This is a genomic window from Streptomyces sp. B6B3 (assembly GCF_039871525.1).
Classification (GTDB): Bacteria; Actinomycetota; Actinomycetes; order Streptomycetales; family Streptomycetaceae; genus Streptomyces.
Genome location: NZ_JBDPLU010000011.1, coordinates 145,939 through 171,065 on the forward strand (window position 1 = coordinate 145,939; position 25,127 = coordinate 171,065).

Below are 25,127 nucleotides of genomic sequence, written 5' to 3' on the forward strand. Positions count from 1 at the left end.
CCGCCGGCCGGAACGCCGGCGCCCGAACCGGGCGCCGCCGGCGACAGCCCGGCTTCTCACGGTGCGACTCCGCGGGCCGAAGTCCCGGCCGCCGGGCCAGCCGGCCCCATGGCGGCGGAGCCGCGGGACGACCGCGGGGCCCGTCCGGCTGGCGGGCCGGCCGGGCCGGAAGGGGACGGGCCGCGGGGCCGGGGCGCGGCGGGCGGGGCGCGCCGCCGCGCCGCCGCGCCGGGGCGGCGCCGGGCGCGGCGCGCGGCTCCGGGCCGGTCCGCGCCGCCGAAGGCGCACGCGTTGCGGCCCGGGGACGCGGTGCGGGTCGGGGCCTCGGGGCTGCGGGCCCGGCCGATGCGGGTGTTCCTGTCCGCGCTGGGCATCGCCATCGGCATCGCGGCCATGATCGCGGTGGTCGGCATCTCGACGTCCAGCCGGGAGGACCTGAACCGCCAGCTGGACGCGCTGGGCACCAACCTGCTGACCGTCGCCCCCGGCGAGACCATCGGCGGCGGCGAGGCGCACCTGCCGGACGAGGCGTTGGAGATGATCGGGCGGATCTCGCCCGTGGAGTCCGCCAGCGCCACCGCGCTGCTGGGCGACACCCACGTGTTCCGCACCGACCGGGTGCCGGAGACGGAGACCGGCGGCATCGGCGTCTACGCCGCCCAGCTCGGCCTGCCCGGCACCGTCGGCGTGGCGCCGGCCGAGGGCGAGTGGCTGAACGCGGCCACCGCCGGCTACCCCACCGTGGTGCTGGGCCCGGACGCCGCCGCCGGGCTCGGGGTGCACGAGCCGGGCCCGGACACCCAGGTGTGGCTGGGCGAGGGCTGGTTCACGGTGGTCGGCATCCTCGCCACCACCCCGCTGGCCCCCGAACTGGACAACGCCGCGCTGGTCGGCTGGGACGTGGCCGAGCAGCTGCTGGGCTTCGACGGCTATCCGACCACGATCTACGCCCGCGCCGAGGAGCCCTCGGTCACCGACGTGCAGGCGGTGCTGGCGCCGACGGCCAATCCGGCGGCGCCGAACGAGGTCGTGGTCTCCCGCCCGTCCGACGCGCTCCAGGCGCAGGAGGCGGCGGACGCCACGCTGGGCGCGCTGCTGCTCGGGCTCGGCGCGGTCGCCCTGCTGGTCGGCGGCGTCGGTGTGGCCAACACCATGGTGATCTCGGTGCTGGAGCGCCGCGCCGAGATCGGGTTGCGCCGCTCGCTGGGCGCCACCCGCAGCCAGATCCGCCTGCAGTTCCTGCTGGAGTCGCTGCTGCTGTCCGCGCTCGGCGGCGCCGGCGGCGTGCTCCTCGGCATCGGCGTGACCAGCGGCTACGCGGCCGTCCAGGGCTGGCCGACGATGGTGCCCGGCTGGGCGATGGGCGGCGGTCTGGGCGCCACCGCGGCGATCGGGGCGCTGGCGGGTTTCTATCCCGCCGTGCGCGCCGCCCGGCTGTCGCCCACGGAGGCACTTACGGCGGCTTGACGCCCCGACCTCCAGGATGGGAGCCGCCTCCCAACGGCACGGACCCCGCCACTCCCCTCGGACGGGGTCCGTGTCCCCGGCGGCCCGCCTACACTGTGTGTGTGGTAAGCACCGACTGGCAGACCGATCTGCGCAACCGTGGCTACCGGCTGACTCCTCAGCGTCAGCTGGTGCTTGAGGCTGTGGACAAGCTGGGTCACGCCACGCCCGACGCGGTGCTCGCCGAGGTGCGCCGCACCGCGGGCGGGGTGAACATCTCGACGGTGTACCGCACGCTCGACCTGCTGCAGGAGCTGGGCCTCGTCTCGCACACCCACCTCGGCCACGGCGCGCCCACGTACCACCTGGCGGAGCGCCACCACCACCTGCACCTGATGTGTCGGGACTGCGAGAAGGTGCTGGAGGCCGACGTGGACGTGGCCGAGCCGTTCGCGGCCCGGCTGCGCGAGACGTTCGGCTTCGACACCGACCTGAAGCATTTCGCGATCTACGGCCGCTGCCGCGAGTGCGCCGCCGGCGCCGCGGACACCGCCGACACCGAGGGCGTCCCGGGTCACTCCTGAGCCGCCGCTCGCCGGACGGGCCGGACGGAACGGGGTGCGCCCGGGCGGTCCGGGCGCACGCCGTCGTTGTCGTGGCTCCGCGCCGCGTGGGTCAGTCGGCGCAGCACATGCTGGGGATCGAGTCGCTGGTGTCCCACGGGCAGGTCACGTTGCAGGACACCGCCATGTGGGCGCCGTCCACCGCGGGCTCCAGCTCCGGCAGCAGCTGGAGGTCGAGGGTGCTCTCGCTCATGTGCGTTCCTTTCTCCGAGGGGAATCGATCGGAACCGACCACTGCCGGTCCAGTCCGTGGCGCAGGCGCAGCAGGAAGTCGAGCTGTCCCGCCAGGCCCACGCCGTACTCGGCGCCGAAGCCGGCCATGGTCTCGTCGGGGGTGACGGTGCGGCCGGCCCGGGTGGCGGAGCGCAGGGAGGCCGTCCAGGCCACCTCCTCGGCGGCCCGCCGGTGCCGCGCGTCGCCGGTGGCCGCGGCCAGGTCGAGCAGGTACTCGCCGTTTCCCGCCAGGCCGTGGCACTGCACCGGGGCGGCCTGCCAGCGGCGGCGGTAGGCCGCCTCGCCGGCCCGGGCGGCGAGGTCGAGCGCGGCGGCGTCGCCGCTGACCTCCCAGTGCCGCAGCAGCAGGCGGCCGACGCCGGTCGAGCCGCTGCACCAGTGCTCCATGGGGTTGTCCTCGTCCGCCGACGTCGGCCACAGCGCGGCCTCCGGGGTGTCGCCGACCGCAACGGACACCAGGTAGCGGCTGGTCTCGGCGGCCAGCGCCAGCCAGTCCTCCCGTCCACCGTCGAGGCCGGCCTCCAGCAGGAAGGCGGCGATTCCGGCGCTGCCGTGCGCGAAGCCGAGGTGGGTGAGGCCGGCCAGCCGCGAGTCGAGGTCGGCGGGGATCGGCCAGTGCACGGCCCCGCCGGAGCGCACCGCCCGGTCCGCCAGCTCCTCGGCGCACGCCAGGTAGCGGGTCGCGAAGGCGGCGTCGCCGGTCCGTCGCCAGAGGTGCAGCTGGGCCAGGCCGTTGCCCGCCACCCCGTGCGCGACGTCCGGATTGCCCCAGCGCAGCGGGGTGCGGAGGGCCAGGGCGACGGCGTCGTCGGCGAGTCGGGCATCGCCGAGCAGTTCGGCGGCCTCGAACATCGCCCACGCGGTGCCGGACCGTCCGAAGTACAGCCCGGGCAGCACCGTGCGCTCCGTCCGTACGTGCCGGCGCAGCCACCCGGTCGCCGACGCGATCACCTCGGTGAGGCGCGGTTCCGGGACGCGTCCGTGGGCGCGCACCAGCACGCTCAGCACCCCGGCCGCTCCGTGCTGCACGTTGGCCGGGTCCGTCGACCCGGTGCTGCACGCCCGGGGCCACAGCCCCTGCGTCGCCGGGTTCGCCGGGTCGAACTCCGCGCACAGATGGGCGAGGCCGTCCGCCAGCAGGCGGTCGGCGAGGGCGTCCGACCACCGCGCCGGTTCCGCGTCCTGGTGCCGGTGCGCCGCCACCGGTGCCGGCTGTGCCGGTCGTGCCGGTCGTGCCGGCTGTGCGGCTCGTGTCGGCGGCGTGGCCGCGGTCTCCCCGAGGAACGCCTCAGCCCGGTCGAGGGTCCAGCGCCGGCCGGGTTCGGTGGCGGTGAGGCCCGTGACCAGCGCGGCCAGCGCGGCCGCGGCGGCGCCGTGGCGGGCCGCCTCGGTGAGCCACGCCGCCCGCTTGTCCGCGTCGGTGCGCGCCACCGGCGCGTCCGGTGGGAACACCGGGTCGACGCCGGTGACCAGCATGAACGCGATGCCGCCGAGGCTGAACAGGTCGGCCTCGCGGGAGACGTGCCCGGCGGCGAGCTGCTCCGGCGCCGCGTATCCCGGGGTGCCGCCCGGCGGGCCCGTGCCGCCGGAGCGTCCCGCGAACTCCAGGTCGACGAGGCGCGGTATGCCGTCGGGTTCGACCAGCACGTTGTTGGGCGACAGGTCGCGTAACACCCAGCCGGTGGCGTGCACGTCGCGCAGCAGGGCCACCAGCCGGGCCAGCACGGCGCGGGCCTCGCCGAGCGGCACGCCCGGTTCGGCCCGGGTGGTGCGGCCGATGGAGCCCGCGCGCTCCCGTACCCAGCGCCGCAGCACGACCCCCGCCATCCGCTGCTGGGCGAGGAAGAGGTCGTCTCCCTGCTCGAACAGGGCGAGCACGGCCGGGGTGTGCCCCAGGGGGCGGAGCTCGCCGAGCACCCGTGCCTCGTGTCGCAGCGCCGCCTGGGCGTCGGTGCCCGAGTTCCCCAGCACGTGCCGGCGGGCCTGTTTGACCACGACGTCGTGTCCGGTGCGTCGGTCGGACGCCTGGTAGACGCCGCCCCGGTTGGACTGCCGGATCGCGGCCGTGGCGACGAACCGGCCGCCGAGCAGGACCTCGGCCGCGCCCCGCCCGGTCGCCGGTCGCGCGGCGTCGGTGGTGGCCGGCCCGGTCCGCCGCTCCAGGGGATCGCGCGCCCAGCTCGGCGGCGAGAACCAGGGATTGCGCTCGTCCGGGACGAGATGTCCCGACGCCGCCGACTCCGCCGACTCCGCCGACTCCGCCGACGATTCCGCGACGCTGAGCGCGCCGACGTACTCGCCGTCGTTGGTGAGCACCCGCGCCGGGGAGAAACCGCCGTACCGGTAGTGCACCACGGACCGTTCGGCGAACGGCCGGTCGGACAGGACGGCCGGTCCCGCACGCCCCAGGGTCGCCTCGTGCAGCAGCCCGGCCAGCCGCGTGAACTCGGCGTCGTCCGAGGGGTAGACGGTGACGAACTTCCCGGCGCCGGCGCGGGGGTAGTGGGCCGCGTTGAGGGTGCGCAGCCGGTCCAGGGTGCTCGCGAACTTGAAGGCGCAGCAGGCCCGCAGGAGCACGTCGACGACGCGTTCGAGCGTGCCGGGCGCGGCCTCGGCGGTGGCGGACACGTGGAGCTTCCAGCCCTGGTCCGGGTGCTGGGCGCCCTTGGGACGCACGTGGCACCACATCGCGTCGAACGACACGGCGGCGGACTCCGCGTCGCATTCGGTGAGCTTCCGGCGGAGCACCGTCATCAGGTCGGAGTCGTCGTCGAGCGAGGGCGGCCCGGAGTCGCGCCGCCAGGTGCCGAACACGCTGGGCAGGTTCATCGCCGATCCGTTGTGGAGGAGTGGAGCAAACGCACCCGGACATCTGGATCGCGGCAGGTGGCGGCGCCGCGTGGGCTGGGCCGACGCGAACGTACTACCTCCCGTCGGGCGCGCGCCACCGGCCGAAACCCACCGACATCGGACCCGTCCGGGTCCCGACGTACGCTGGACCGCATGGCCGCGCACACCAGCGACACCAGCAGCTCCGCCGACAGCACGTCCGGCGGTTACGTGAGCCCGCTGCTCGACCTCCTGCCCGGCGCCGTCGCCGCCGAGGCACCGGACGCGGGCGTCGCCGCACACTACGGCGAGCTGTTCCGGGAGCAGCGGGCACTGGCCCGCGGCGAGGGCTTCGTGGACCTGTCGCACCGCGACGTGGTCACCGTCACCGGCCAGGACCGGCTGTCCTGGCTGCACCTGCTGCTCACCCAGCACGTCTCGGAGCTGCCGCCCGGGCAGGCCACCGAGGCGCTGGTCCTCTCCGCCAAGGGGCATATCGAGCACGCCGTCCATCTGGTCGACGACGGCGAGACGACGTGGCTGCACACCGAGCCGGGCCAGGCCGGGCCGCTCATCGGATACCTGGAGTCGATGCGGTTCTTCTACCGCGTCGAGGTCGCCGACCGCACGGCCGACGTCGCCGTGGTGCACCTGCCGGCGGGCGCCATCACCGAGCTGCCGCCCGGCACAGGCGTGCTGGAGACGCCGTACGGCCGGGACGCCTTCCTGGCCCGCGCCGAGCTGCCCGCGTTCGCGGCGACGGCCGGGCCCCCCGCCGGGGTGCTGGCGCTGGAGGCGCTGCGGGTCGAGGCGCGCCGCCCGCGCCTGGGCCGGGAGACCGACCACCGCACCATCCCGCACGAGCTGGGCTGGCTGGACACCGCCGTGCACCTGCACAAGGGGTGCTACCGCGGGCAGGAGACGGTGGCCCGGGTGCACAACCTGGGCCGGCCGCCGCGCCGGCTGGTGTTCCTGCACCTGGACGGCAGCGAGGTGCGGCTGCCCGAGCACGGCGAGCCGGTCAGGCTCGCCGCGGACGGCGCCGAGGGCCGGCAGCTCGGCTTCGTCACCACGGCCGCCCGGCACCACGAGCTCGGGCCGATCGCCCTGGCGTTGGTGAAGCGCAACGTGCCGGCGGACGCCGACCTGCTCGCCGGTCAGACGGTGGCGGCTCAGGAGATCGTGGTCGCCCCGTAGCGGACCCGGCGGTCCGGAAAGATTTCGGAGAACTTCCGGAAGAATCTGGTGGCCCGTCTGGGCCGGTCAGCCACGGGATCCGCCGGTCGTGACGACGGGACCGACGAGAGCGCTCTTGACGTGCTCATGGCGTCCTTTTAGCCTGCCCGTAGCGTTTGGAAGTTCGCCGAAAAGTTCCGGAAATCGGGCCCGTCGACTCCTCGACGCCGCCCGGCTGACCGCCTTCAGTCGGGCGGTTCCCCGCCGAAGACGATCTCGCCGAGCGCCTCGGCCGCGTCCCGGTCGAGCAGGGTGACGGAGGCGCAGCCGGCCGGCAGTCGGCCGGCGGCCACCTCGCCGAGCAGCAGCACCAGCGCCCGCTGGTGCCGGCCGAAGGCGTACCGGGACACCCCACGCCCGCGCTCCGTCTGCCCGGCCAGCGCGGTCGCCGCCGGCACGTCCAGCAACACCAGGTGGTAACCCAGTCCGCGGCGCCTGGCGTCCCTGGCCAGCCAGCGGCGCACCACCCCGGTCCGACCCGAGTCGTGCAGCAGCACCCCGGCGGTCGAGCGCAGCGCCCGCCGCAGCCGCGCGTAGTGGGCGAACCGCACGGCGGGGCGGTAGGCGGCGTACGGCAGCCAGCGCGGCAGCCGGCGGGCGAAGCCGTCCCGCACCTCCTGGGAGTCGAGCAGCGTTAACACGCCCTCCTTGGCCGTGGTCCGCCGCATCAGGGTGGACTTGCCGCTGCCCGGCAGCCCGGATATCACCACCCGATGGCCGGCGGGGAAGCGCAGCACCGGTGGCGGCACCGGAGGGCCGGCAGCGGTGCCTCTGAGGTCACGCAAGCAGCTCGTCAGCATGCCCCCTGCGGATGTACCACTCGGTGCCGAGCAGCCGTTGTCTGGTCTCCTCCGGCAGCGACGCGAACACCGCGGGTCCGGCACCGCGTTCGGCCTCGGACTCGTGGGCCGCGAACGCCGCCCACTTGCGCTCGTGCCACCTCCGCACGTCCACCGTGGTGCTGATCTCCGCGTCCGGCACGCCGGGCAGCGGCTGGTCCGGATCCGGCTGCCCGCCGAAGACCTGCGGCCACAGCGCCAGCACGGCGGAGCGGGGCACGGTCGCCAGGTACAGCGCGCGCGGCCGCCAGGGCGCGCCCGCCTCGGGGTAGAGCTGCGCGTACCCGGCCGCCTCCACCGCGGCCAGCGTCACCCGGTGCGCGTGCACGTGATCGGGATGGCCGTAACCGCCGTACCCGTCATAGGTGATCACCGCGTCCGGGCGGAACTCCCTGAGGTGCGCGACCAGCCGGCCGACCGACTCCTCCAACGGCGCGTCGCAGAACCGCGGGCTGCCGGGCGCCGACTCCGGCACCCGGGCGTCCGCGTAGCCGAGCAGCCGCGGCTTCCCCGCGCCGAGGATGTCCAGCGATCGCTCCAGCTCGGCGGCCCGCCGGGTGCCCTCGGCCCAGGTGCAGGTCACCACCCCGGTCCGGCCGCCGGCCTCCGCGGACCTGGCCAGCAACCCGCCCGTCCACAACGCCTCGTCGTCCGGATGCGCGTGCACGCACAGCAGACTCATGTCGGTCACCGTCACGCCCTTCGTTCTCGCACGAGAGTCAAGGAATAGTCAACTGGGTCGAGCGGCGGCTGGCCGGAGCGGCGCGTGGACCTGCACGAGCGCCGGTTGAACAACCAGCCACGCGCGGGTGTCGGGAACAAGGCGGAGCGTTCGGCACCGTTGCGCCACGCCGGCGCACGCCGTAGGTTCGGCGCGCCTTTTCTTTGCAACTCGCGGGAGGAAGCATGCGTTTGTTGCACGTCTGCTCGTTCCGGTCGCTTCCGCCTTCCCTCCGAATCCTCGTTCCGCTGCTGGCCGCCCTGCTGCTGATGCCGCTGGCGCCGGGCGCCGTCCCGGCCGCGAGCGCCGCGGAACTCCCCCTCGGCAAGGCCAACTACGCCATGGCGGTGGGCGGCCTGCGGACCACGTCCACGCAGAACTGGGGGAGGCTCGGCCAGTACACCTTCGCCACCGACGGCACGGTCAGCGAGCAGCACTGGCACTGGACCCAACGGGAGCGGGTCACCCGCTCGTCCATCGGCATCCAGGCCGCCGGGTGCACCTCGCGCGACTGCGTCGTGCAGACCGCGAACGGCTACCAGTCGACCGGCGCCTCCGAAACGCTGCACGGCGAGTACACCGTGACCGGCGACACCGTCCGGATCACCTGGGACGGCGGCCTGTACGAGGAGTGGACGCTGACCCCGTCCGCCGACGGCGCGCTGGTCACCACGGAGCTGGGCGACAACAACTTCGGCGCCACCCACGGCTACGGCAACGGCAGCAACGCCGCCTGGAGCGCCCGGGTGCCGATGTCCGAGATCGCGGCCCTCGACCACTCCGCGCTCGTGCACCGCTACGACCTCTGGAAGACCACGACCGAGCAGTCGGAGCCGTACATCGACCACGGCGACGGCAACCCGTTCTGGATCCAGGACTGGAACGTCTGCGACGGCGGGCAGTGCCTCGGCGCCGAGTCCGCCAACCCGAGCCAGTACTACGTGGCGCCGGCAAGGGAGCCCACCGGGCACCGCAGGGACACGCTGTGGCACTGGGTGCGGGCGCTGGCCGACGGCCGCGACGAGTGGTGCTACACCGGCAACTCGCACGTCAAGCCGATGATCCAGGTGATCGACGACAACGGCGACTTCCACGGCTGGGTGGGCGTGGAGGCGTCGCTGAACCAGACCACGTCCGAGGGCGCGCTCGCCGACGACATCGGCGTCTTCCGGATCCTCGGCTGACCGAAGCCCTCGCACCACTCCGAACGAACCACCCCACACCCCCACTTCGAACGGAGTCCGCCCGTGACGACGACCGCACGAAGGGCGCTGCCGCCCGTGCTGCTCGCGCTCTGCCTGCTCCTCGCCGGCCTGGCCGCGGGCCGGCCCGCGGCCGGGGACACCCCCGACCGGGCCCCGGCCGCCCAACCGGAGACGCTCGCCCAACCCGTAATGAACGGCGCCGTGTTCAACGATCCGTCCGCCGGGCCGGCGAGCGGCGCGCCGACGGCGGCCCAGCGCGCCGTCTTCGACCAGTTGATCGGCCTGATCGACGCGACGCCGTCCGGCGAGCTGATCGAGTTCGCCATGTTCGAGTTCGTGGACGGCGCGAGCGGCGTGCCGCAGCAGGTGGTGAACAGCCTGCTCGCGGCCCACGACCGCGGGGTGGACGTGCGGATCATCCTGGACTCCACGTCGAAGAACGAGCCGGTGCACGAGCGCCTCGACGCCGCGCTGGGCGACTCCGACTCCGCCGCCTCGTGGGTGGTGCGGTGCGGCACGGACCGCGGCTGCATCGCGAACAACTACTCGCACAACAAGTTCGCGACGTTCTCCGCCGTCGAGTTCGCCGACGGGTCGAGCTACCAGGACGTCGTCTATCAGAGCTCGTCGAACCTGACGGACTGGTACCTCTTCAACTCCTACAACGACGCCTTCACCCTCACCGACGCGGCGATCTACGACGACTACCGCACCTACTTCGCCGACCTGAACGCCGGCCGGAAGACCGGCGTCGACCCCGACTACTTCTGGGCCTCGGAGACCGGCGGCGCCTACAAGGGCCTGTTCTACCCGCGGGACCGGGACACGGGTGATCCGATCGTCAACGTGCTGCGCGACATCGACTGCTCGTACCAGGACGAGACGGGCACCACGCGCCAGACGGACATCCGGCTGGTCATCTCCTCGTGGACCAAGAACCGGCAGCAGGTCGCCGAGGAGCTCATCAGGCTGCGCGGCGAGAACTGCTGGATCGACGTCGTGTACGCCTCCAGCGGCATCGAGTCCGAGGTGCTCGGCGTGCTCGACAACACCGCGAGCAACGGCAAGTCCCTGCAGCTCACGCCGTGCACCCACGAGGTGGCGGCCGGCCACCAGGTGCGCCCGCACGCCAAGGTCATGCTGACCGACGGCTGGTACGGCGACGACTTCGACCCCCGGGTCTACACGGGCAGCGCCAACCTCACCACCCTCGAGAACTCCGACGACTCGCAACTGCGCATCATCGGACGGGACTTCCACGACACCTACCTGGCGTGGTTCTACGACCTGCGTGATTCGTGCGGGGCCGCCTGACGCCCTTGACCGGCACGGCGCCCTGCCCCACGCTGCCGTCGGTACCGACGAGTTGACCGGACGCAGCACCAGGACACGAGGCGGTAAGGGGAACCCATGGCAGGCAGGCGGGGCAGGGCGTTGCTGACCGCGCTGGCGGGCACGCTGGCGGTGCTGGCGGCGGGAGCGGGCGACGCGGGCGGTGCGGCGCCGACATCGGCGGCGGCGCCCCGGGCGGCGGCATCCGGGCCGGCGGCGCTGGCGACGCCGCTGCGGGTGCTCGACTGGAACGTGCAGGGCGGCCAGGGCACCGACGGGGTCATCGACTTCGACCGGATCATCGAGGTGATCCAGGCGGAGGACCCCGACGTCGTGACCCTCCAGGAGCTGCACGACAACACCGACGTCGGCGGGGAGAACCAGTGGCAGCTGCTGCTGGACGCGCTTCCGGGCTGGGACGCGCACTTCGCCTGCAGCGACCGGAACGCCTACGGCGGCGTGGCCGGGAACCTGATCCTCAGCCGGTTCCCGATCGAGGAGCGGCTCACCCACCCGCTGCCGCCGTACGACGCGGCCAGCCCGGCCGACCGCGACTGCCCGCTGGACACCGCGGCCTCGCCGGTGCGCCGCAGCATGGGCGGCGCGCGGATCGACGTCGGCGGCACCGACGTGCGGGTCTACACCACGCACCTGTCCCCGGGGCTCAGCGAACCGTCCGTGGACCGCCGGCAGGAGCAGGCGCGGAACGCGCTGGACAAGCTGCCGGCCTCGCTGCTGACCACGCCGATGCTCCTCACCGGCGACTTCAACCTCCGGCCCGACGACGAGATCCGGTTCTGGACCGCCGGGGAGGGCTGGTACGACGCCTGGACCGAGGTGGCGCCGAACATCGGCGAGGACGCGATCACGTACCCGGGCGACACCGAGGACGCGCGCATCGACTACGTCTACGCCACCTCGGGATTCGACGTCACCGCGGCGCACACCGTGCGGACCGGCGCGTCCGACCATCTGCCGGTCGTCGTCGACCTCGCCATCCCGGACGCGACGCCCGTGGAGACCGGGTCCGTGCTGGCCGGCGCCGAAGGGCTCGCCGGCTGGGCGCACCTCTCCGCCTTCGACGACGGCGGCGCCACGCTCCGGGTCTGCGACAACAAGCCGGACGGCTGGGGCGTGCGCGCCTACCTCCGCGACGGGGCCGGCGGCGACCTGGCGGTCACCGGCGCGGACCCGGCCTACGCCGACCAGTGCGGCACCTTCACGGTGCCGGCCGGCACCCTGTCCCAGCCACCCAGCGTGCGGGTCTGCCTGTACGCGGGCGGCGAGGAGAAGGACTGCCGGCAGCGCGACTGGTGACCGGCCGGCCCCGGCCGCGGCGTCAGACCGCGGCCGGGTTCAGCCGGGCGAAACCCTCCTGGCGGGCGTAGGGGAAGTACGGGTACGGCGGCGTGCGGGCGCTGGCCGCGTCGAGCCGGGCGGCCTGCTCGTCGGTCAGCGACCAGCCGACGGCGCCGAGGTTCTGCCGGAGCTGCTCCTCGTTCCTGGCGCCGACGATGACGGAGGACACGGTGGGCCGCCGCAGCAGCCAGTTGAGCGCGATCTGCGGCACGGTCCGGCCGGTCTCGGCGGCGATCTCCGCCAGGGCGTCGGTCACCCGGAACAGGTCCTCGTCGGCGACGGGCGGTCCGAAGTCGGCGGTCCGGCGCAGCCGGCTGCCGGCCGGGGCCGGGCGCCCGCGCCCCAGCCGGCCGGTGAGCCGGCCCCAGCCCAGGGGGCTCCAGACGAGCGCGCCGACGCCCTGGTCCAGGCCGAGCGGCATCAGCTCCCACTCGTAGTCCCGGCCGACCAGCGAGTAGTACACCTGGTGCGCGACGTACCGCGGGTGGCCGTAGCGCTCGGCGACGGCCAGCGACTTCATCAGCTGCCAGCCGGCGAAGTTGGAGACGCCGACGTAACGGATCTTCCCCGCCCGCACCAGGTCGTCGAGGGTGGCCAGCGCCTCCTCGACCGGGGTGCCCGCGTCGAAGGCGTGCAGTTGGAAGAGGTCGATGCGGTCGGTGCCGAGCCGGCGCAGCGCGGCCTCGGTCGCGGCGATCAGCCGGGCCCGCGAGGTGCCGGCGTCGCCCGGTCCCTCGCCGGTCGGCAGGCCCGCCTTCGTGGACAGCAGCACCCGGTCCCGACGGCCCCTGATCGCCTGGCCCAGCACCTCCTCGGAGGCGCCGTCCGAGTAGACGTCCGCGGTGTCGAAGAGCGTCACCCCGGCGTCCAGGCAGACGTCCACCAGGCGGCGCGCCTCGGCCGCGTCCGTGTTCCCCCAGGCCCCGAAGAGCGGGCCGCGGCCGCCGAAGGTGCCGGCGCCGAAGCTCAGCGCCGGCACGCGGAGGCCGGAGGCGCCCAGCCTGCGGTACTCCATCTGTTCCATGAGGGGTCCCCTTCTGCTTCTTCCGGTGCCGCTTCCGGTCTCCCCAGGAAGACCACTAACGGTACGGATGTTCCGTTAAGATGATGGCGAGCGTAGCATGAGGAGGAGCCGTTAATGGAACCAGAGTCCCCTTACGGGATGACGCGGCCCGGCGGGCGCACCGCTCGGGTGCGGGCGGCCGTGCTGCGGGCGGCCGGCGACGCGCTGGCCGAACGGGGGTTCGGCGGGCTCGACCTGGCCGACGTCGCGCGCCGCGCCGAGGTCGGCAGGACCACCGTCTACCGCCGGTGGGGCACCACGACGCAGCTGGTCGCGGACCTGCTCGACGACATGGCGGAGCAGTCCCTGCCCCGCGCCAGGACCGGAACGCTGCTCGGCGACCTCGGGGAGAACGCCCGGCTCGTCCAGCGCACCCTGACCGACCGGCGCCAGGGACCGCTGTTCCTGGCGGTGATCGCCGCGGCCACCTGCGACGACCGCACCGCCGAGGCGCTGCGCCGCTTCTACGACGTCCGCATCCGGGAGTGGGCGCCGTGCGTGACGGAGGCCGTGGAGCGCGGCGAACTGCCCGCGGGCACCGATCCGCACGAGGTGGTCAGGGCCGTCTCGGCGCCGCTCTACTACCGACTACTGGTCAGCGGCGACCCGCTGGACGAAGCGGCCGCCGACCGCGCCGCCGCGGCCGCGGTGGCCGCGGCCCGCGCGGGCGCGTACGTGCGGGACGGCGACCCCGCGGCGTGAAACCCGTCGCCGGGGTCGCCGGCGCCAGGTCAGACCTCCAGCAGCACCGTGAACGGGCCGTCGTTGGTGAGGCTCACCCGCATGCTGGCGCCGAAGCGCCCCGTCTCGACGCGTGCCCCCAGCGCGCGCAGGTGCCGGCACACCGCCTCCACGAGCGGTTCGGCGATCTCGCCGGGGGCCGCGGCGTTCCAGGTGGGCCGGCGACCCTTGCGGGCGTCACCGTAGAGAGTGAACTGCGAGACGACGAGGAGCGGCGCGCCCACGTCCGAGCACGACTTCTCACCCTCCAGCACCCGCAGGGACCACAGCTTGCGCGCCAGCCGGGCGGCGGTCTCCTCCGTGTCGGTGTGCGTGGCCCCTACCAGCACACACAAGCCTTGGCCCACGATCTCCCCGACCGTTTCGCCCCCGACCGTGACGGCCGCGCCGTCCACCCGCTGCACCACCGCTCGCATGCCGGCCATCATGCCGGAACGTTTGCCCAGCCCGGGAGGCGGGAGCCGGCGGGCCGCCGGATGGGGGCGAAGCCGCTGCGCGCCCCCATCGCGCAGTGACACGATGCGTGGCACGGGGTACGTACCTGGCCACGACTCAGAATCCGGCCGAAGCGCGCGAACCGTGCTGAACGGCCATCGATCAGGGGATGAGGGGACAAAAACCGCATGATCACACCGAGTTCCGGCCCAGGCACGCCCGCCCGCGTCGGCGCTCGTCGCGGGGACACGCCACCGACCGACGCGTCGGGGCCCGAGCTCCGGTCACTGAGCCTGCCGGAGCTGCGCGCGTTGCACCAGTCCGCGCAGCGCGAGGAGGCCGACCTCAGCTACCTGCGGCGACTGCTCCAGGGACGCATCGACATCCTGGAGGCCGAGCGGCGCCGGCGGGCCGCGCCGGACGCCGGACTGCTCGACCAACTGCCGCTCATCCTCGCCGACGGGCCCTCGCGGCGCCGTTCCTCGGCCCGCCACGTGACCCTCCGGCCGCCGGTGAGCGAGGAGTACCGGCGGCTGGGCGAGGAGATGCTCGCCAAGGTCGAGCTGTCGGACCTCACCGCGCTGGACGACGACGAGTTGCGCGCCGCGCTGGCCCGGCTGGCGCGCTACGAGGCGCAGGTCTCCCGCAGCCGGCAGGCGCTGCACCGGACGGCGGACGGCTGCGGCACGGAGATCGCCCGCCGGTACCGTGAGGGCGAGGCCCAGGTCGACGACCTGCTGACCTGACCGACGGCCCTGCCGGGCAGCGAACGGAAGAGGCACCACCCATGCCAGACGCGCGGATACCCCCGACGCCCGAGACCGGCGGGCCCACCCAGATCACCACCCAGATCACCACCGAGATCACCACCGAGACGCCCGCCGAGACGCCCGCCGAGGCCCGGGAGACGCCGGGCGCGGCGCCGCCGGTGCTCGCGGAGGTGGTGCGCTCCGGCTTCGTGGAGAGCCGGCACCGCGGCTCGCTCGTGGTGCTGGGCCCGGACGGCTCGGTGGAACGCGCGCTGGGCGACGTCGTCTCGCCGGTCTTCCCGCGCTCCAGCAACAAGCCGATGCAGGCCGCCGCGATGCTCGCGGCCGGCGCGCGGCTCGCCGACGAGCGGCTGGCGCTGGCCTCGGCGAGCCACAGCGGGGAGCCGTTCCACCAGGGTCTGGTGGCCGAGGTGCTGGCCGCGCACGGGCTCGGCGAGGAGGACCTGGTGTGCCCGCCGGCGCTGCCCCTGGACGGCGCGACGCTGGAGGCGCAGCTCGCGTCGGGCCGGGGCCGCACCCGGATCGCGATGAACTGCTCAGGGAAGCACGCCGGCATGCTGGCCGCCTGCGTCGCCGGCGGCTGGCCCACCGCGGGCTACACCGACCCCGGGCATCCGTTCCAGCGGCTCGTCCTGGCGACCGTCGAGGCGGCCACCGGCGAGCCGGTGGCGCACATCGGCGTGGACGGCTGCGGCGCGCCCCTCCTCGGGTTCTCGTTGACCGGGCTCGCGCGCGCCTTCCGTGGGCTGGTACGGGCGGCGCCCGGCAGCCCGGCGCGCCGGGTGGCCGACGCGATGCGCGCGCACCCGGAGTACGTGGCCGGCACCGGGCAGCCGGACACGCTGCTGATGCGGGCCGTGCCCGGCGCGCTGTCCAAGGCCGGCGCGGAGGGCGTGCAGGCGGTGGCCCTGCCGGACGGGCGGGCCGTGGCGTTCAAGCTGGAGGACGGCTCGGCACGGGCCAGGGGGCCGGTGGTGGCGGCGGCGTTGACCGCCCTGGGCGTGGCGCCCGCGGCGCTCGCGCCGCTCGCCGACGTTCCGGTGTACGGGGGCAGTTCCGGCGCTTCTCCGGCCGCCGGTCCCGGCGGCGGCGCCGCCCGGGTCGGCGAGGTCCGGGCCACGATCTGATCGGCCCGACCTGACCGCGCGCGGGCGGCGACCGAACGGGGTCCTATTCCGGCCACGCGCTGGCCCTGATCTGACCGAGCGTGACAGCATGCGGTGTTCCGCAGGAATAAAAGGGAAAATCTCTGGCCCCTCGTCACGGCCCGTGGTTAGCCTCTGGTCATGGTCTTGCAGATGCGTCTCGTCTCCGACGATCCCGCGGCCACCGAGGCGTGGCTCCGCGGCTCCGCCATCGGGTTCCTGCGCCCGCCCGACCTCTCCGAGGAGGAGTTGGAGCTGCGCCGCGCCAAGGTGGACCTGCGGCGCGCCCGGGGGATCTTCGAGGGTGACCGCTGCGTCGCCAACTACCGCAGCTTCGACCAGGAGGTGACCGCGGTCGGCGGGGCGCTGCTGCCGTCGAACGCGGTGGCCAACGTGTCGGTCGCGGCGACGCACCGCCGGCGCGGGCTGCTCACCCGGCTGATCACCGCCGACCTCACCGAGGCCAGGGAGCGCGGCGACGTGGTGTCCACGCTGCTGGCCGCCGAGTACCGGATCTACTCGCGGTACGGGTTCGGGGCCGCCACCTCGTTCAGCCAGTGGCGGGTGGACATCCCCCGGACCGGTCTGGACCCGCGCTGGGCGGCACCCGAGGAGGGCAGTCTGGAGTTCGTGGACGGCGCCGAGGCGCGCAAGGTGGGGCCCGAACTGCACGACCGGTTCCGGCGGCTGCGGCCCGGCGTGATCGACCGCAACACGCTGTGGTGGGAGCAGGCGACGGGCGCGACGCGCATCCCCCCGAACGCCCCGGGGACGGAGGAGGGGTTCCACGTGCTCTACCGGGACGCGGACGGCGTCCCGCAGGGCCTGGCGATGTTCACCTCGGACGGGGCCTGGGAGCACCACCAGCCGGCCGGCACCGCGACGGTGCACGACCTCGTGGCGACCGGCCCCGCCGCCGAGCGGGCGCTGTGGTGTTTCCTGTGCTCCATCGACTGGGTGACCGCCGTCCGGTCAGGCCGCCGGGCCCCCGACGACCTGCTGCCCGAGCTGTTGCCGAATCCCCGGGCGGCGGCGTTGACCGACCAGGCGGACTTCCTCTGGCTGCGTCCGCTGGACGTGCCCCGGATGCTGTCCGCCCGGGGCTACGCCGCCGCCGGGGAGTTGGTGCTCGAGGTGCGCGATCCACTGGGTCTGGCCGGCGGCCGCTACCTGCTGGCCGCCTCCCCCGAGGGCGCGAGTTGTACGCCGACCTCCACCCGGAGCGCCGATCTCACGCTGGACACCGGCATGCTCGGTCGGCTCTACCTTGGCGACGTCTCCGCCGCACGGTTGGCGGCACTCGGTGCGCTGGACGAGGAGACCGCCGGCGCGATCGCCCGCGCCGACCTGCTGCTGCACACCGGGCGCCGACCGTGGTGCCCCGACATGTTCTAGGCCCTGGTTCCGCCCGTTCCGCGCTGTTCTCCCGCCGTTCTCCGCTGTTCGCCCTGTCAGCCCCAGTCAGGGGTGCTCAGCTCCGTCAGCTGTTCTCGCTTCTCCGCAGTGCGCTCGGCGTCAGATGACGCTGAGCGCAAGCATCACCAGCACCGTAGCCCCCACGCAGGTGCAACTGGTGTTGCGCTTGCGCATGCCGATGCGCAGGATCAGCAGGCCTATGAGGCCCGGCAGCCCGAACTGGATTTCCACCGCTCGCTCCACCGTGATGCCCAGGGCGGCGATGACGATCGTGGAAACCAGCATGGTCCTTCTCCTCCTCTCCCCTCTCGCTGTGGCGCCTCGGTCAACTTTTAGAACTTCCTCGTAGTTGGCCAAGTTGTTCACCAACTATATGACGGTCATCCCCAGTTGGCTACGGTGGGCAAACGCCCGGACACTAAACTTCCGCATCTGGCCGAAAGTTGTAGGGTGTTGAGCCGTGAGTCAGGAGACCGCACCGGAACCACCCTCTCCCGACCGCATCGCGGGGGTGCTGCGCGGCCGGATACGCTCCGGTGAGCTGCCACGACACGGCAAGCTGCCCACCCAACGCGTGCTGGCGGAGCAGTTCGGGGTCAATCGCACCGTGGTACGGCAGGCGCTGGGCATCCTGGAGCGCGAGGGCTATCTCAGCGCTCGCGGCCGCGGTGCCCCGGCCGTGGTGACCCACCCCGCGCAGGAGGGACCACGCCCGGCGGGGTTGGAGGTCGCCGACCGGATCGCCGTGGCCTTCCAGGCCGCGGACGTGTCCATCGACGCCTTCACCCTCACCACCGAGACGCTGGCCTCGGCCCTGGCGGGCCCGCTGATAGCCATCTCGGCGGGCGAGCTGACCCCGCGTTCCATCACCGTCCGGCTGCTGCTCCCCAGCCCGGACGCGCCGCTCGCCTTCCCCCGCCTCGTCTCGGACCCCGACGACAACCGCCCCCGCGCACGCCTGCGGCAGCTCATCCGCACGTTCGCCACCTCACTGCGCCACCAGCTGACGTCGCTCGCCGAGATGCGCCTCGTGCCCAAGGTGCACGTGGAGATCCGCTGCGTCCCGATCACCCCGGTGCAGAAGCTCTACCTGCTCAACGGGAGCGAGGTGCTGACGGCGTACTACCAGGTCGTGCCGCGCACCGTGGAGTACGAGCAGGAGCAGCTGGAGATCTACGACGTGCTCGGCCTGAGCTCGAAGATCTTCCAGGATCAGGGGGCCGCGTTCGTCGAGGAGACCCAGGCCTGGTTCGAGTCCCTCTGGTCAACGCTCGCGGAACCGCTCACACTCGGTTAGATGAGGGGACTCATCGGTAACGCCCACTGTGTTCTCTTCGACTTCGACGGCCCGGTCTGCCACCTGTTCGCGGCGCGCCCCGCGGACGCGGTGGCGGGCCGGCTGCGCCAGTTGGCCACCGGCCTCGAGGCGGATCTCGGGCTGTCGCGGTTGATGAACGAGGAGTTACAGGCCTCACCCGACCCGCAGCGGGTGCTGCTCGGCATCGCGGCGAGACGCCCCGGCTGGGGCGTCGTGCAACGGCTGGAGGCGGCGCTCACCCGCGAGGAGATCGCCGCCGCCACCACCGCGCAGCCAACCCCGTACGCCGCCGCGCTCATCGCCTCCCTGACCGCGCGCGGCCGGCAGGTCGCCGTCGTCACCAACAACTCGCCCCAGGCCGTGGAGCGCTACCTCAACCAGCACCAGCTCGCCGGCTTCGTCGGCGGGCGCATCCACGGCCGCACCGGCGACCTGTCCCAACTCAAGCCGAATCCCGACTGCGTGTTGCGCGCCCTGCGCTCGACGCGCACGCCGGCGGAACGCGCCCTGATGATCGGGGACGCGACCACCGACTTCGTCGCGGCACGCGCCGCGGGGGTCGCCTTTCTCGGCTACGCGCCGAACCAGGCCGGCGCCGACGCCTTCCGCGCGGCCGGCGCGGAGCATCTCGTGCGCTCCCTGGAGGAGGTGCTCACCGCGCTCGTCACGCCGGCTCCCGAGTGAAATGAACCAAATGAGCCATCGGCAGACGGGCGAATGGGGCGTTACCGTGCTCCTACCCGCGCGATCCCCACTCGCCCACGTCCATCGTTCATTCCACCGCTGCCCGGGAGCCTACCGCCATGAGCCAACTGCGAACCCGGACGACGACCGCCCCGACTCTGCGCGGGAACCATCGCGTCTGGCACATCCTGCGTCCGACCGGCGACCTCGCGGCCCTGGGGCCGCTGAAGGCAGGTCGTCCCCGGTCCGGCGTCCACCGCTTCGACCCGCGTTGTTTCGACAGTGAGGAGGACCTGCTCGTTGAACTCGCCCTGCTGGGCGTCGACCGCATTCCCCCCGTCTACCGGCTGGGTACCGAGGACTTACTGGTGCACGGCTACATCGAGGGCGAGGTGCTCTCCGCGCTCCGACCCCCCGGTGCCCCGCTGAGCGACCTCCATCTGGACCAGCTCGTCGAGCGCTTCGGCGGGTTGGCGACGATACCGCCGTCCGCGCTGGAGCTGGTCCACAGCTGTCCGCGGCCCGGCCGGCCGCGGCACGGCGGGGAGTTCATGCACGGCCTGGTGCGCTTCACCCGGCGGCACGTCTACGCGGTGCACCGGCCGGAGTTGCACCGCCTGTTCGCCGCGCTGCGGATCGACCCGGGCGTGCTGGCCGCGGACGGCGTGCTGGCCCGGGCGGCCGACCGGCTGACCGACCGCCCGTTCTGCCTGCTGCACGGCGACCTGCACCGGGACAACCTGATCGTCGCGCAGACGGACGGCGCGCTGTGGACGATCGACTGGGAGCTGGCCATGCTGGGGGACCCGGTCTACGACCTGGCGACCCACCTGCACCTGATGCGCTATCCGCGGGCGCAGGAGTTCCGGATGGTGACCCGCTGGGCCGAGATGATGGACCAGCGGCTGCCCGGCGCCGCCCGCGGCCTCGACCGCGACCTGCCACGGTATCTGGCGTACAAGCGGGTGCAGTCGGTGTTCACCGACGTCATCCGGCAGGGGTTCGAGGTACGCAGGACCCCGCCCGCGCGCTTGCCGGAGCAGCTGGCGCGCACGGCGCGGGTCGTCTGCTCGGTACTCCGGGCGGCGGCGGAACCTCTGGGGCTGGGCCGAATGCCCAGCCCCAGATCCGTTGAACGGGCCTACGCGGCGCTACACCGCGAACACCCCACGTACACCGTGCGGAAGAGGCCCGAGCGGCTGTCCAGGTCCCGCGGGTTGCCGCCGATGCCCCACCCACGGGCCGCCAGGGACTGACGACCGGGGCCGGGCACCCCGGCCGATGCCCGGCCCCGGAACCAGAACGACCACGGCCCGCACGGGCCGGCTCCGCGTCGACGGGAGCCGCCCCGTGAGACTCGCCGCGTCAGCGGCGTTCGTGGCGTTCGTGGCGTTCCAGTTCCACCCTGGGCAGCAGCCGGCCGAGCCAGCCCGGCAGCCACCAGGCGCGGCGTCCCATCAGCTGCATCGCCGCCGGCACGATCAGGCAGCGGATCACCACCGCGTCCACGAAGATCGCGACCGCCATGCCGAAGCCCATCTGCTGCAGCATCCGCTCGCTGCTCATCATGAACGCCCCGAAGACCATCACCATGATCGCGCCCGCCGCGGTGATCACCGACCCCGTGTGCCCGAGGCCCTCGCGCACCGCCAGCGCGTGGTCCCTGGTCCGCGACCACTCCTCGTGGATCCGGGAGACCAGGAAGATCTCGTAGTCCATGGACAGCCCGAACACGATGGCGAAGATCATCACCGGCAGGAACGACTCGACGGGCCCGGCCTGCACCCCGAACAGCCCCTCCTGGAACACCAGGGTCATGGCGCCCAGCGCGGCACCGATGCTCAGCAGGTTCAACGCCGCCGCCTTCAGCGGGATCAGCACCGAGCGGAACACCAGGACCAGCAGCAGCATCGACACGCCGACGACCAGGATCACGAAGAGCGGCATCCGCTCGGCGACCGTGTCGGCGAAGTCCTGCGACGCCGCCGTCGAGCCGCCGACCAGGTACTCGGCACCGGTCTGCTCCGACAGCCCGGGCAGCACGTCGTCGCGCAGCGAGGCGACCAGGTCGGAGGTGGCCTCGTCCTGCGGGGCGGACTCGGGGAAGACGATGACCGTGGCGATCTCGCCGCCCTCGGTCGGAATCGGCTCGGTGGCCGCGGCCACGCCCGGCGTGCCGTTCAGTGTCCCGGCGGCCGCGGCGGCCGCCCCCTCGGCGCCGCTGTCCCCGCCGTCGGCGACGACGACCAGCGGGCCGTTGAAGCCGGGCCCGAAGCCCTCGGCCAGCAGGTCGTACGCCTGCCGGCTGGTGGAATCGGCCGGGTCGTTGCCCGCGTCGGCGAACCCGAGCCGCATGCCGAGCGCCGGCGCGGCCAGCGCGAGCAGCGCGACCACCGACACCACCAGCGCGGCCAGCGGGTGCCGCTGCACCACGCCGCCCCAGCGCCGCCACACCTCGCCCGCCGGCGCCCGGCCCTTCGCCGCCCGCTTCGCCGCCCTGGCGGTGAACTGACGCGCGAAGCGCCGGCCGAACAGCCCGAGCAGGGCGGGCAGCAGGGTGAGCGTGGCGACCATGGTCACCAGCACCGTCACGGCGACCGCGACGGCCATGCCCTGGAGCGCGCCGATGCCCAGCGCCACCAGGCCGAGGAGCGCGACGATCACCGTGCACCCGGAGAAGAACACCGTGCGCCCCGCGGCGTCCAGCGCCGCCCGGGTGGCCTGCTCCGGGGCCGCGCCCGCGACCAGTTCCGAGCGGTAGCGGGCGAAGATCAGCAGCGCGTAGTCGATGCCCACGCCGAGCCCGACCAGGGTCATCACGTACGGCGTGTAGTCGGCGATGGTGAAGACGTGGGACGCCAGCACGGTGAGCGAGATCGCCCCGCCGACCGCGAAGATCGCGGTGATCACCGGCAGCCCGGCGGCTATCAGGGTGCCGAACATCAGCACGAGCACCACCAGCGCGGCGAGCACGCCGATGCCCTCGGCGGCGCCGCCCTCGTCCTCGGCGAGGCTGCGGGCCGCGTCGCCGCCCAGCTGCACGTCGAGCCCGTCGCCGGCCGCCTCGCGCGCGGTGTCGTGGATCCGCTGCGTCTCCTCCAGCGCCATCTGCTCGGCCGGCACGTCCAGCACGACCGTGGCGTAGGCGACGGTGCCCTCGTCGTTGATCGCGCCGCGCTCGTCGTACGGGCTGACCACGGACGCGACCCGCGGCAGCTCGGCGACCTCGGCCAGCATGTCCTCGACCCGGCCCTCGGTGCCGGCGGCGCGGAGCCCCGACTCGTCGTGCAGCACGATGTCGACGGTGTCGCCCGCCTGCGCCGAGCCGTGCCGCTCCAGCAGGTCGCTGGCCTCCTGGGACTCGGTGCCCGGCAGCGTGAAGTCGTTGCGGTAGTCGCTGCCCACGGCCATCGTGGTGGCCTGGAGCCCGACCAGGACGGCCACCCACAGCAGCAGCGCGGTCCATCGGTGGCGGTACGAGAAGCCCGCGAGTCGTTCGAAGATGCCGGGTCGTCCCGGTGGCTGCGGGGGCGCGGTCGCGGCCCGGGCCGAAGTCGTACTCATGCGGGTCTCCTCCTGAGGAATGCCAATGAGGCGGGGGATCGATGGAGTCAGTGAGGTCAGTGAGGTCGGTGCGACGGGTGAGATCGGTGCGACCGGTGCTGGCGGACCGGGTGCCGGTCGCCGGCTAGCCGGAGCCGCGCCGGAGCCGCAGTAGTTGGACCACGAACAGCGCCAGGAGCGGCGGGACCAGCAGCGTCAGCACGGGCGTGGGCGCGGCGTTCCCGGACAGCGGCAGCCGGACGCCGGCCAGCGGCGGCAGGACCGCCAGCACCGTCGAGGTCAGCGCCACCGACCGGCCGCCCGCGCGGGGCCCGGCCAGCTGCCTGGCCCGGCGGAACGGTTCGCCGGTGAGCCGCCGGGTGCCGGCGCCGAGCCCGTGGGTGAGGAACAACAGCAGCACGGCCGCCACGGCGCACCACCCCGTCAGGTCGTCGGTGCGCCGGGCGCCGCCGACCAGCACGGACGCCAGGGCCCAGGCCAGCCCGCCGGCCAACAGCCAGCTGCCGAGCAGCGCGGCGCCGTGGCCCCGGCCGGCCACCGGCCCGCGGGAGCGCCGGAGACCGGCCGCGCGGACCAGCCAGCCGGCCACGAGCACCGCGGGGATCGGCCACAGCCCGGTGAACAACTCGCCGGCCAGGCCGGGGAAGCAGCCGACCAGCACGACCACCGTGCCCGTCAGCCATGCCCCGGCCCCGCGCCCGGGGGGTGCCAGCGCGGCCAGCACGCGACGCCGTTCGGCGTCCGTCCGGCCAAGGAAGCGGAGCAGCATGCCCAGGCCGAGGCTCGCGCCGACGAGCACGAGGTACCCGGCGGCGAAGAGCCCCAGCAGGGAGGCGGCGATCGTTTCCATGCCCCCAACGGTGGGCGTCCGGCACCCGCCGCCACGTCCCCCGGTGGCGGACACCCGCCGTACCACCCGGGTTGCACCGAACCCCGACCCCTACACCGCCAGTTGCGACCTCCCCCAACGGCCTCCGGGCTCCCCCCTAGGGGCCGGCCCCGGACTCCCCGCAGGGGGCACGATCCGGAGGATCCGACTCAGCGGTCCTGGGGCAGCGCGTCGAGGAGACGTCCGCGGATGGCCTCCAGCGCGGCGATCTTCGCCTCGACGTCGGTGAGTCGGTGCGTGATGGCCCTCGCGCTCGCGGGACAGCCGGGGCCGTCGGCGATGTGCTGATCGAGACAGGGCAGGAAGGCGCGGAGGTCATGGGCGGTGAAGCCGAGCGAGAGCAGCTGCCTGATGTTGACCACCCGGGCGACGGCCGTCTCGTCGTACTCCCGGTAGCCGTTCGGCGCCCGCCGTGGGTGGAGCAGGCCCTGCTCCTCGTAGTACCGCAGGGCCCGAATGGTGGTGCCGGCCTCGTTCGCCAGCTCTCCGATCAGCATCGCCCCACGTCACCCAGCCGCGCTCAGCCCACCGTCGACACGAATAACCGTACCGGTGAGGTAACCGGCTTCCGGGCGCGCCGCGTTCACGATCCACCAGGCGATCTCCTCCGGCTGGGCGATGCGCCCGAGCGGGATCCGGGCCCGCATTCCCCTGGCCGCCGCGGCGATCTCCTCGTCCGAGAACCCGGCGTGGCTCAGCACGGGTGTCGCCGTGATCCCGGGCGCCACCGACACGACGCGAAGGCCGCGCTGCGCGAGCTCGACGGCCCACGTGTGGGTCAGGAAGTCCAGGGCCACCTTCGTGGAGCCGTAGAGCGAGCTCATCGGCCAGCCGTCGTGGGGCGGGTTGGACGTGACGTTGACGATGACGCCACCGGCCTCCAGGTGCGGTAGCGCCTCCTGGGCGAGGAACACCGGGGCGAGGAGGTTCGTGGCGAGCTGTTCCTCGGCGGTCTTCCGGTCGATCGCGCCGAGCAGCGCCGGACGGGTGATCGCGGCGTTGTTGACCAGGACATCGATGCGGCCGAAGGCCTCCAGGGCAGCGGCGACGATCTCGGCCGAGGCGTCCGGCGCGGCGACGTCGGCCACGCACGTCCGGAGGCGCGGGTGGTGGGCGGCGGTCTCCGCCAGGCGTTCGGCGGTCCGGCCGACGATGAGCACCTCGGCGCCCGCGGTGGCGAACAACCGGGCTGTCGCCCGGCCGATCCCGGTGCCTCCCCCGGTGACGATCACTGCCCGGCCGCGAAGGGTGTCCGTCTCTTCCATGGCCGGGGATGCT

The 25,127-nt window shown here is 73.8% G+C and carries 24 protein-coding genes; 13 read left to right on the forward strand and 11 right to left on the reverse strand.

Going from position 1 to position 25,127, the window contains the following annotated elements; translation table 11 throughout:
- Positions 1–345: 345 nt before the first annotated feature.
- Together ABGB06_RS22875 and ABGB06_RS22880 are read left to right on the forward strand one after the other, a co-directional pair.
- Positions 346–1,467, forward strand: coding sequence for an ABC transporter permease (locus tag ABGB06_RS22875; RefSeq protein WP_347592531.1), 1,122 nt, complete (start codon positions 346–348; stop codon positions 1,465–1,467).
- 101 nt (positions 1,468–1,568) lie between these two features.
- Positions 1,569–2,030, forward strand: a complete 462-nt coding sequence (locus tag ABGB06_RS22880; protein WP_347592322.1) for a Fur family transcriptional regulator — start codon at positions 1,569–1,571, stop codon at positions 2,028–2,030.
- A 91-nt stretch (positions 2,031–2,121) separates the two neighbouring features.
- Here ABGB06_RS22880 and ABGB06_RS22885 read toward each other — a convergent pair whose 3' ends face one another.
- Both ABGB06_RS22885 and lanL read right to left on the reverse strand, forming a co-directional pair.
- Complete coding sequence (locus ABGB06_RS22885; RefSeq protein WP_347592324.1) at positions 2,122–2,262, reverse strand: hypothetical protein; 141 nt, start codon at positions 2,260–2,262, stop codon at positions 2,122–2,124.
- Complete coding sequence (lanL, locus tag ABGB06_RS22890; protein ID WP_347592326.1) at positions 2,259–5,132, reverse strand: class IV lanthionine synthetase LanL; 2,874 nt, start codon at positions 5,130–5,132, stop codon at positions 2,259–2,261. Before lanL ends, ABGB06_RS22885 begins: the two co-directional genes overlap by 4 nt.
- Positions 5,133–5,306: 174 nt before the next feature.
- Between lanL and ABGB06_RS22895 the strand changes: the two genes are divergently transcribed.
- Positions 5,307–6,329, forward strand: coding sequence for a glycine cleavage T C-terminal barrel domain-containing protein (locus ABGB06_RS22895; protein ID WP_347592328.1), 1,023 nt, complete (start codon positions 5,307–5,309; stop codon positions 6,327–6,329).
- Positions 6,330–6,553: 224 nt separating this feature from the next.
- Here ABGB06_RS22895 and ABGB06_RS22900 read toward each other — a convergent pair whose 3' ends face one another.
- Positions 6,554–7,153 carry an AAA family ATPase gene (locus ABGB06_RS22900; protein WP_347592330.1) on the reverse strand — a complete coding sequence of 200 codons (600 nt, stop codon included), beginning with the start codon at positions 7,151–7,153 and terminating at the stop codon, positions 6,554–6,556.
- On the reverse strand, positions 7,146–7,898 hold the full coding sequence (locus tag ABGB06_RS22905) for a PIG-L family deacetylase (RefSeq protein ID WP_347592332.1): 753 nt from the start codon (positions 7,896–7,898) through the stop codon (positions 7,146–7,148). Before ABGB06_RS22905 ends, ABGB06_RS22900 begins: the two co-directional genes overlap by 8 nt.
- A gap of 215 nt (positions 7,899–8,113) precedes the next feature.
- Here ABGB06_RS22905 and ABGB06_RS22910 point away from each other — a divergent pair, with 215 nt between their 5' ends.
- The 3 genes from ABGB06_RS22910 to ABGB06_RS22920 all read left to right on the forward strand — a co-directional run bounded on the left by ABGB06_RS22910 (position 8,114) and on the right by ABGB06_RS22920 (position 11,782).
- Positions 8,114–9,112, forward strand: coding sequence for a hypothetical protein (locus ABGB06_RS22910; protein ID WP_347592334.1), 999 nt, complete (start codon positions 8,114–8,116; stop codon positions 9,110–9,112).
- A gap of 63 nt (positions 9,113–9,175) precedes the next feature.
- Positions 9,176–10,447, forward strand: a complete 1,272-nt coding sequence (locus ABGB06_RS22915) for a phospholipase D-like domain-containing protein (protein WP_347592336.1) — start codon at positions 9,176–9,178, stop codon at positions 10,445–10,447.
- 96 nt (positions 10,448–10,543) lie between these two features.
- On the forward strand, positions 10,544–11,782 hold the full coding sequence (locus ABGB06_RS22920; protein ID WP_347592338.1) for an endonuclease/exonuclease/phosphatase family protein: 1,239 nt from the start codon (positions 10,544–10,546) through the stop codon (positions 11,780–11,782).
- A gap of 22 nt (positions 11,783–11,804) precedes the next feature.
- On the opposite strand, the gene ABGB06_RS22925 is transcribed toward ABGB06_RS22920, so the two are convergent.
- Positions 11,805–12,839, reverse strand: coding sequence for an aldo/keto reductase (locus tag ABGB06_RS22925; protein WP_347592533.1), 1,035 nt, complete (start codon positions 12,837–12,839; stop codon positions 11,805–11,807).
- 123 nt (positions 12,840–12,962) lie between these two features.
- On the opposite strand from ABGB06_RS22925, the gene ABGB06_RS22930 reads away from it, so the two are divergent.
- Positions 12,963–13,589 (forward strand): TetR/AcrR family transcriptional regulator, encoded by a 627-nt coding sequence (locus ABGB06_RS22930; protein ID WP_347592340.1) that lies wholly within the window; start codon positions 12,963–12,965, stop codon positions 13,587–13,589.
- Positions 13,590–13,618: 29 nt separating this feature from the next.
- Here ABGB06_RS22930 and dtd read toward each other — a convergent pair whose 3' ends face one another.
- Positions 13,619–14,044 (reverse strand): D-aminoacyl-tRNA deacylase, encoded by a 426-nt coding sequence (gene dtd / locus ABGB06_RS22935; protein ID WP_347592342.1) that lies wholly within the window; start codon positions 14,042–14,044, stop codon positions 13,619–13,621.
- 207 nt (positions 14,045–14,251) lie between these two features.
- Between dtd and ABGB06_RS22940 the strand changes: the two genes are divergently transcribed.
- From ABGB06_RS22940 to ABGB06_RS22950, 3 genes are all read left to right on the forward strand, one after another.
- Positions 14,252–14,809, forward strand: coding sequence for an ABC transporter substrate-binding protein (locus ABGB06_RS22940; protein ID WP_347592344.1), 558 nt, complete (start codon positions 14,252–14,254; stop codon positions 14,807–14,809).
- 41 nt (positions 14,810–14,850) lie between these two features.
- Positions 14,851–15,960 carry an asparaginase gene (locus tag ABGB06_RS22945; RefSeq protein ID WP_347592346.1) on the forward strand — a complete coding sequence of 370 codons (1,110 nt, stop codon included), beginning with the start codon at positions 14,851–14,853 and terminating at the stop codon, positions 15,958–15,960.
- 159 nt (positions 15,961–16,119) lie between these two features.
- On the forward strand, positions 16,120–17,373 hold the full coding sequence (locus tag ABGB06_RS22950; protein ID WP_347592347.1) for a GNAT family N-acetyltransferase: 1,254 nt from the start codon (positions 16,120–16,122) through the stop codon (positions 17,371–17,373).
- A gap of 120 nt (positions 17,374–17,493) precedes the next feature.
- On the opposite strand, the gene ABGB06_RS22955 is transcribed toward ABGB06_RS22950, so the two are convergent.
- Positions 17,494–17,679: a hypothetical protein gene (locus tag ABGB06_RS22955; RefSeq protein ID WP_347592348.1), complete on the reverse strand. Its 186-nt coding sequence runs from the start codon at positions 17,677–17,679 to the stop codon at positions 17,494–17,496.
- 175 nt (positions 17,680–17,854) lie between these two features.
- Here ABGB06_RS22955 and ABGB06_RS22960 point away from each other — a divergent pair, with 175 nt between their 5' ends.
- From ABGB06_RS22960 to ABGB06_RS22970, 3 genes are all read left to right on the forward strand, one after another.
- Complete coding sequence (locus ABGB06_RS22960) at positions 17,855–18,691, forward strand: winged helix-turn-helix domain-containing protein (protein WP_347592350.1); 837 nt, start codon at positions 17,855–17,857, stop codon at positions 18,689–18,691.
- A complete protein-coding gene (locus ABGB06_RS22965) occupies positions 18,692–19,396 on the forward strand; it encodes an HAD-IA family hydrolase (protein WP_347592351.1) in 705 nt (234 codons plus the stop codon).
- Positions 19,397–19,515: 119 nt separating this feature from the next.
- On the forward strand, positions 19,516–20,652 hold the full coding sequence (locus tag ABGB06_RS22970; RefSeq protein ID WP_347592353.1) for an aminoglycoside phosphotransferase family protein: 1,137 nt from the start codon (positions 19,516–19,518) through the stop codon (positions 20,650–20,652).
- 109 nt (positions 20,653–20,761) lie between these two features.
- Here ABGB06_RS22970 and ABGB06_RS22975 read toward each other — a convergent pair whose 3' ends face one another.
- The 4 genes from ABGB06_RS22975 to ABGB06_RS22990 all read right to left on the reverse strand — a co-directional run bounded on the left by ABGB06_RS22975 (position 20,762) and on the right by ABGB06_RS22990 (position 25,081).
- Complete coding sequence (locus ABGB06_RS22975; RefSeq protein ID WP_347592355.1) at positions 20,762–22,960, reverse strand: MMPL family transporter; 2,199 nt, start codon at positions 22,958–22,960, stop codon at positions 20,762–20,764.
- A 124-nt stretch (positions 22,961–23,084) separates the two neighbouring features.
- The gene (locus tag ABGB06_RS22980; protein ID WP_347592357.1) at positions 23,085–23,810 is read right to left on the reverse strand and encodes a cytochrome d ubiquinol oxidase subunit II; all 726 of its coding nucleotides are present in this window, start codon (positions 23,808–23,810) and stop codon (positions 23,085–23,087) included.
- A gap of 188 nt (positions 23,811–23,998) precedes the next feature.
- The gene (locus tag ABGB06_RS22985) at positions 23,999–24,346 is read right to left on the reverse strand and encodes a MerR family transcriptional regulator (protein ID WP_347592359.1); all 348 of its coding nucleotides are present in this window, start codon (positions 24,344–24,346) and stop codon (positions 23,999–24,001) included.
- A gap of 9 nt (positions 24,347–24,355) precedes the next feature.
- Entirely contained in the window at positions 24,356–25,081 is a 726-nt protein-coding gene (locus tag ABGB06_RS22990) for an SDR family oxidoreductase (protein WP_347592535.1), read from the reverse strand.
- Positions 25,082–25,127 lie beyond the last annotated feature (46 nt).

Coding starts and splice junctions, on each gene's coding strand:
- ABGB06_RS22875 (WP_347592531.1), top strand. CDS start 346: ATGCGGGTGTTCCTGTCCGCGCTGGGCATCGCCATCGGCATCGCGGCC.
- ABGB06_RS22885 (WP_347592324.1), bottom strand. CDS start 2,262: ATGAGCGAGAGCACCCTCGACCTCCAGCTGCTGCCGGAGCTGGAGCCC.
- lanL (WP_347592326.1), bottom strand. CDS start 5,132: ATGAACCTGCCCAGCGTGTTCGGCACCTGGCGGCGCGACTCCGGGCCG.
- ABGB06_RS22895 (WP_347592328.1), top strand. CDS start 5,307: ATGGCCGCGCACACCAGCGACACCAGCAGCTCCGCCGACAGCACGTCC.
- ABGB06_RS22910 (WP_347592334.1), top strand. CDS start 8,114: ATGCGTTTGTTGCACGTCTGCTCGTTCCGGTCGCTTCCGCCTTCCCTC.
- ABGB06_RS22920 (WP_347592338.1), top strand. CDS start 10,544: ATGGCAGGCAGGCGGGGCAGGGCGTTGCTGACCGCGCTGGCGGGCACG.
- ABGB06_RS22925 (WP_347592533.1), bottom strand. CDS start 12,839: ATGGAGTACCGCAGGCTGGGCGCCTCCGGCCTCCGCGTGCCGGCGCTG.
- ABGB06_RS22930 (WP_347592340.1), top strand. CDS start 12,963: ATGGAACCAGAGTCCCCTTACGGGATGACGCGGCCCGGCGGGCGCACC.
- dtd (WP_347592342.1), bottom strand. CDS start 14,044: ATGCGAGCGGTGGTGCAGCGGGTGGACGGCGCGGCCGTCACGGTCGGG.
- ABGB06_RS22940 (WP_347592344.1), top strand. CDS start 14,252: ATGATCACACCGAGTTCCGGCCCAGGCACGCCCGCCCGCGTCGGCGCT.
- ABGB06_RS22945 (WP_347592346.1), top strand. CDS start 14,851: ATGCCAGACGCGCGGATACCCCCGACGCCCGAGACCGGCGGGCCCACC.
- ABGB06_RS22950 (WP_347592347.1), top strand. CDS start 16,120: ATGGTCTTGCAGATGCGTCTCGTCTCCGACGATCCCGCGGCCACCGAG.
- ABGB06_RS22955 (WP_347592348.1), bottom strand. CDS start 17,679: ATGCTGGTTTCCACGATCGTCATCGCCGCCCTGGGCATCACGGTGGAG.
- ABGB06_RS22965 (WP_347592351.1), top strand. CDS start 18,692: ATGAGGGGACTCATCGGTAACGCCCACTGTGTTCTCTTCGACTTCGAC.
- ABGB06_RS22970 (WP_347592353.1), top strand. CDS start 19,516: ATGAGCCAACTGCGAACCCGGACGACGACCGCCCCGACTCTGCGCGGG.
- ABGB06_RS22975 (WP_347592355.1), bottom strand. CDS start 22,960: ATGAGTACGACTTCGGCCCGGGCCGCGACCGCGCCCCCGCAGCCACCG.
- ABGB06_RS22980 (WP_347592357.1), bottom strand. CDS start 23,810: ATGGAAACGATCGCCGCCTCCCTGCTGGGGCTCTTCGCCGCCGGGTAC.
- ABGB06_RS22985 (WP_347592359.1), bottom strand. CDS start 24,346: ATGCTGATCGGAGAGCTGGCGAACGAGGCCGGCACCACCATTCGGGCC.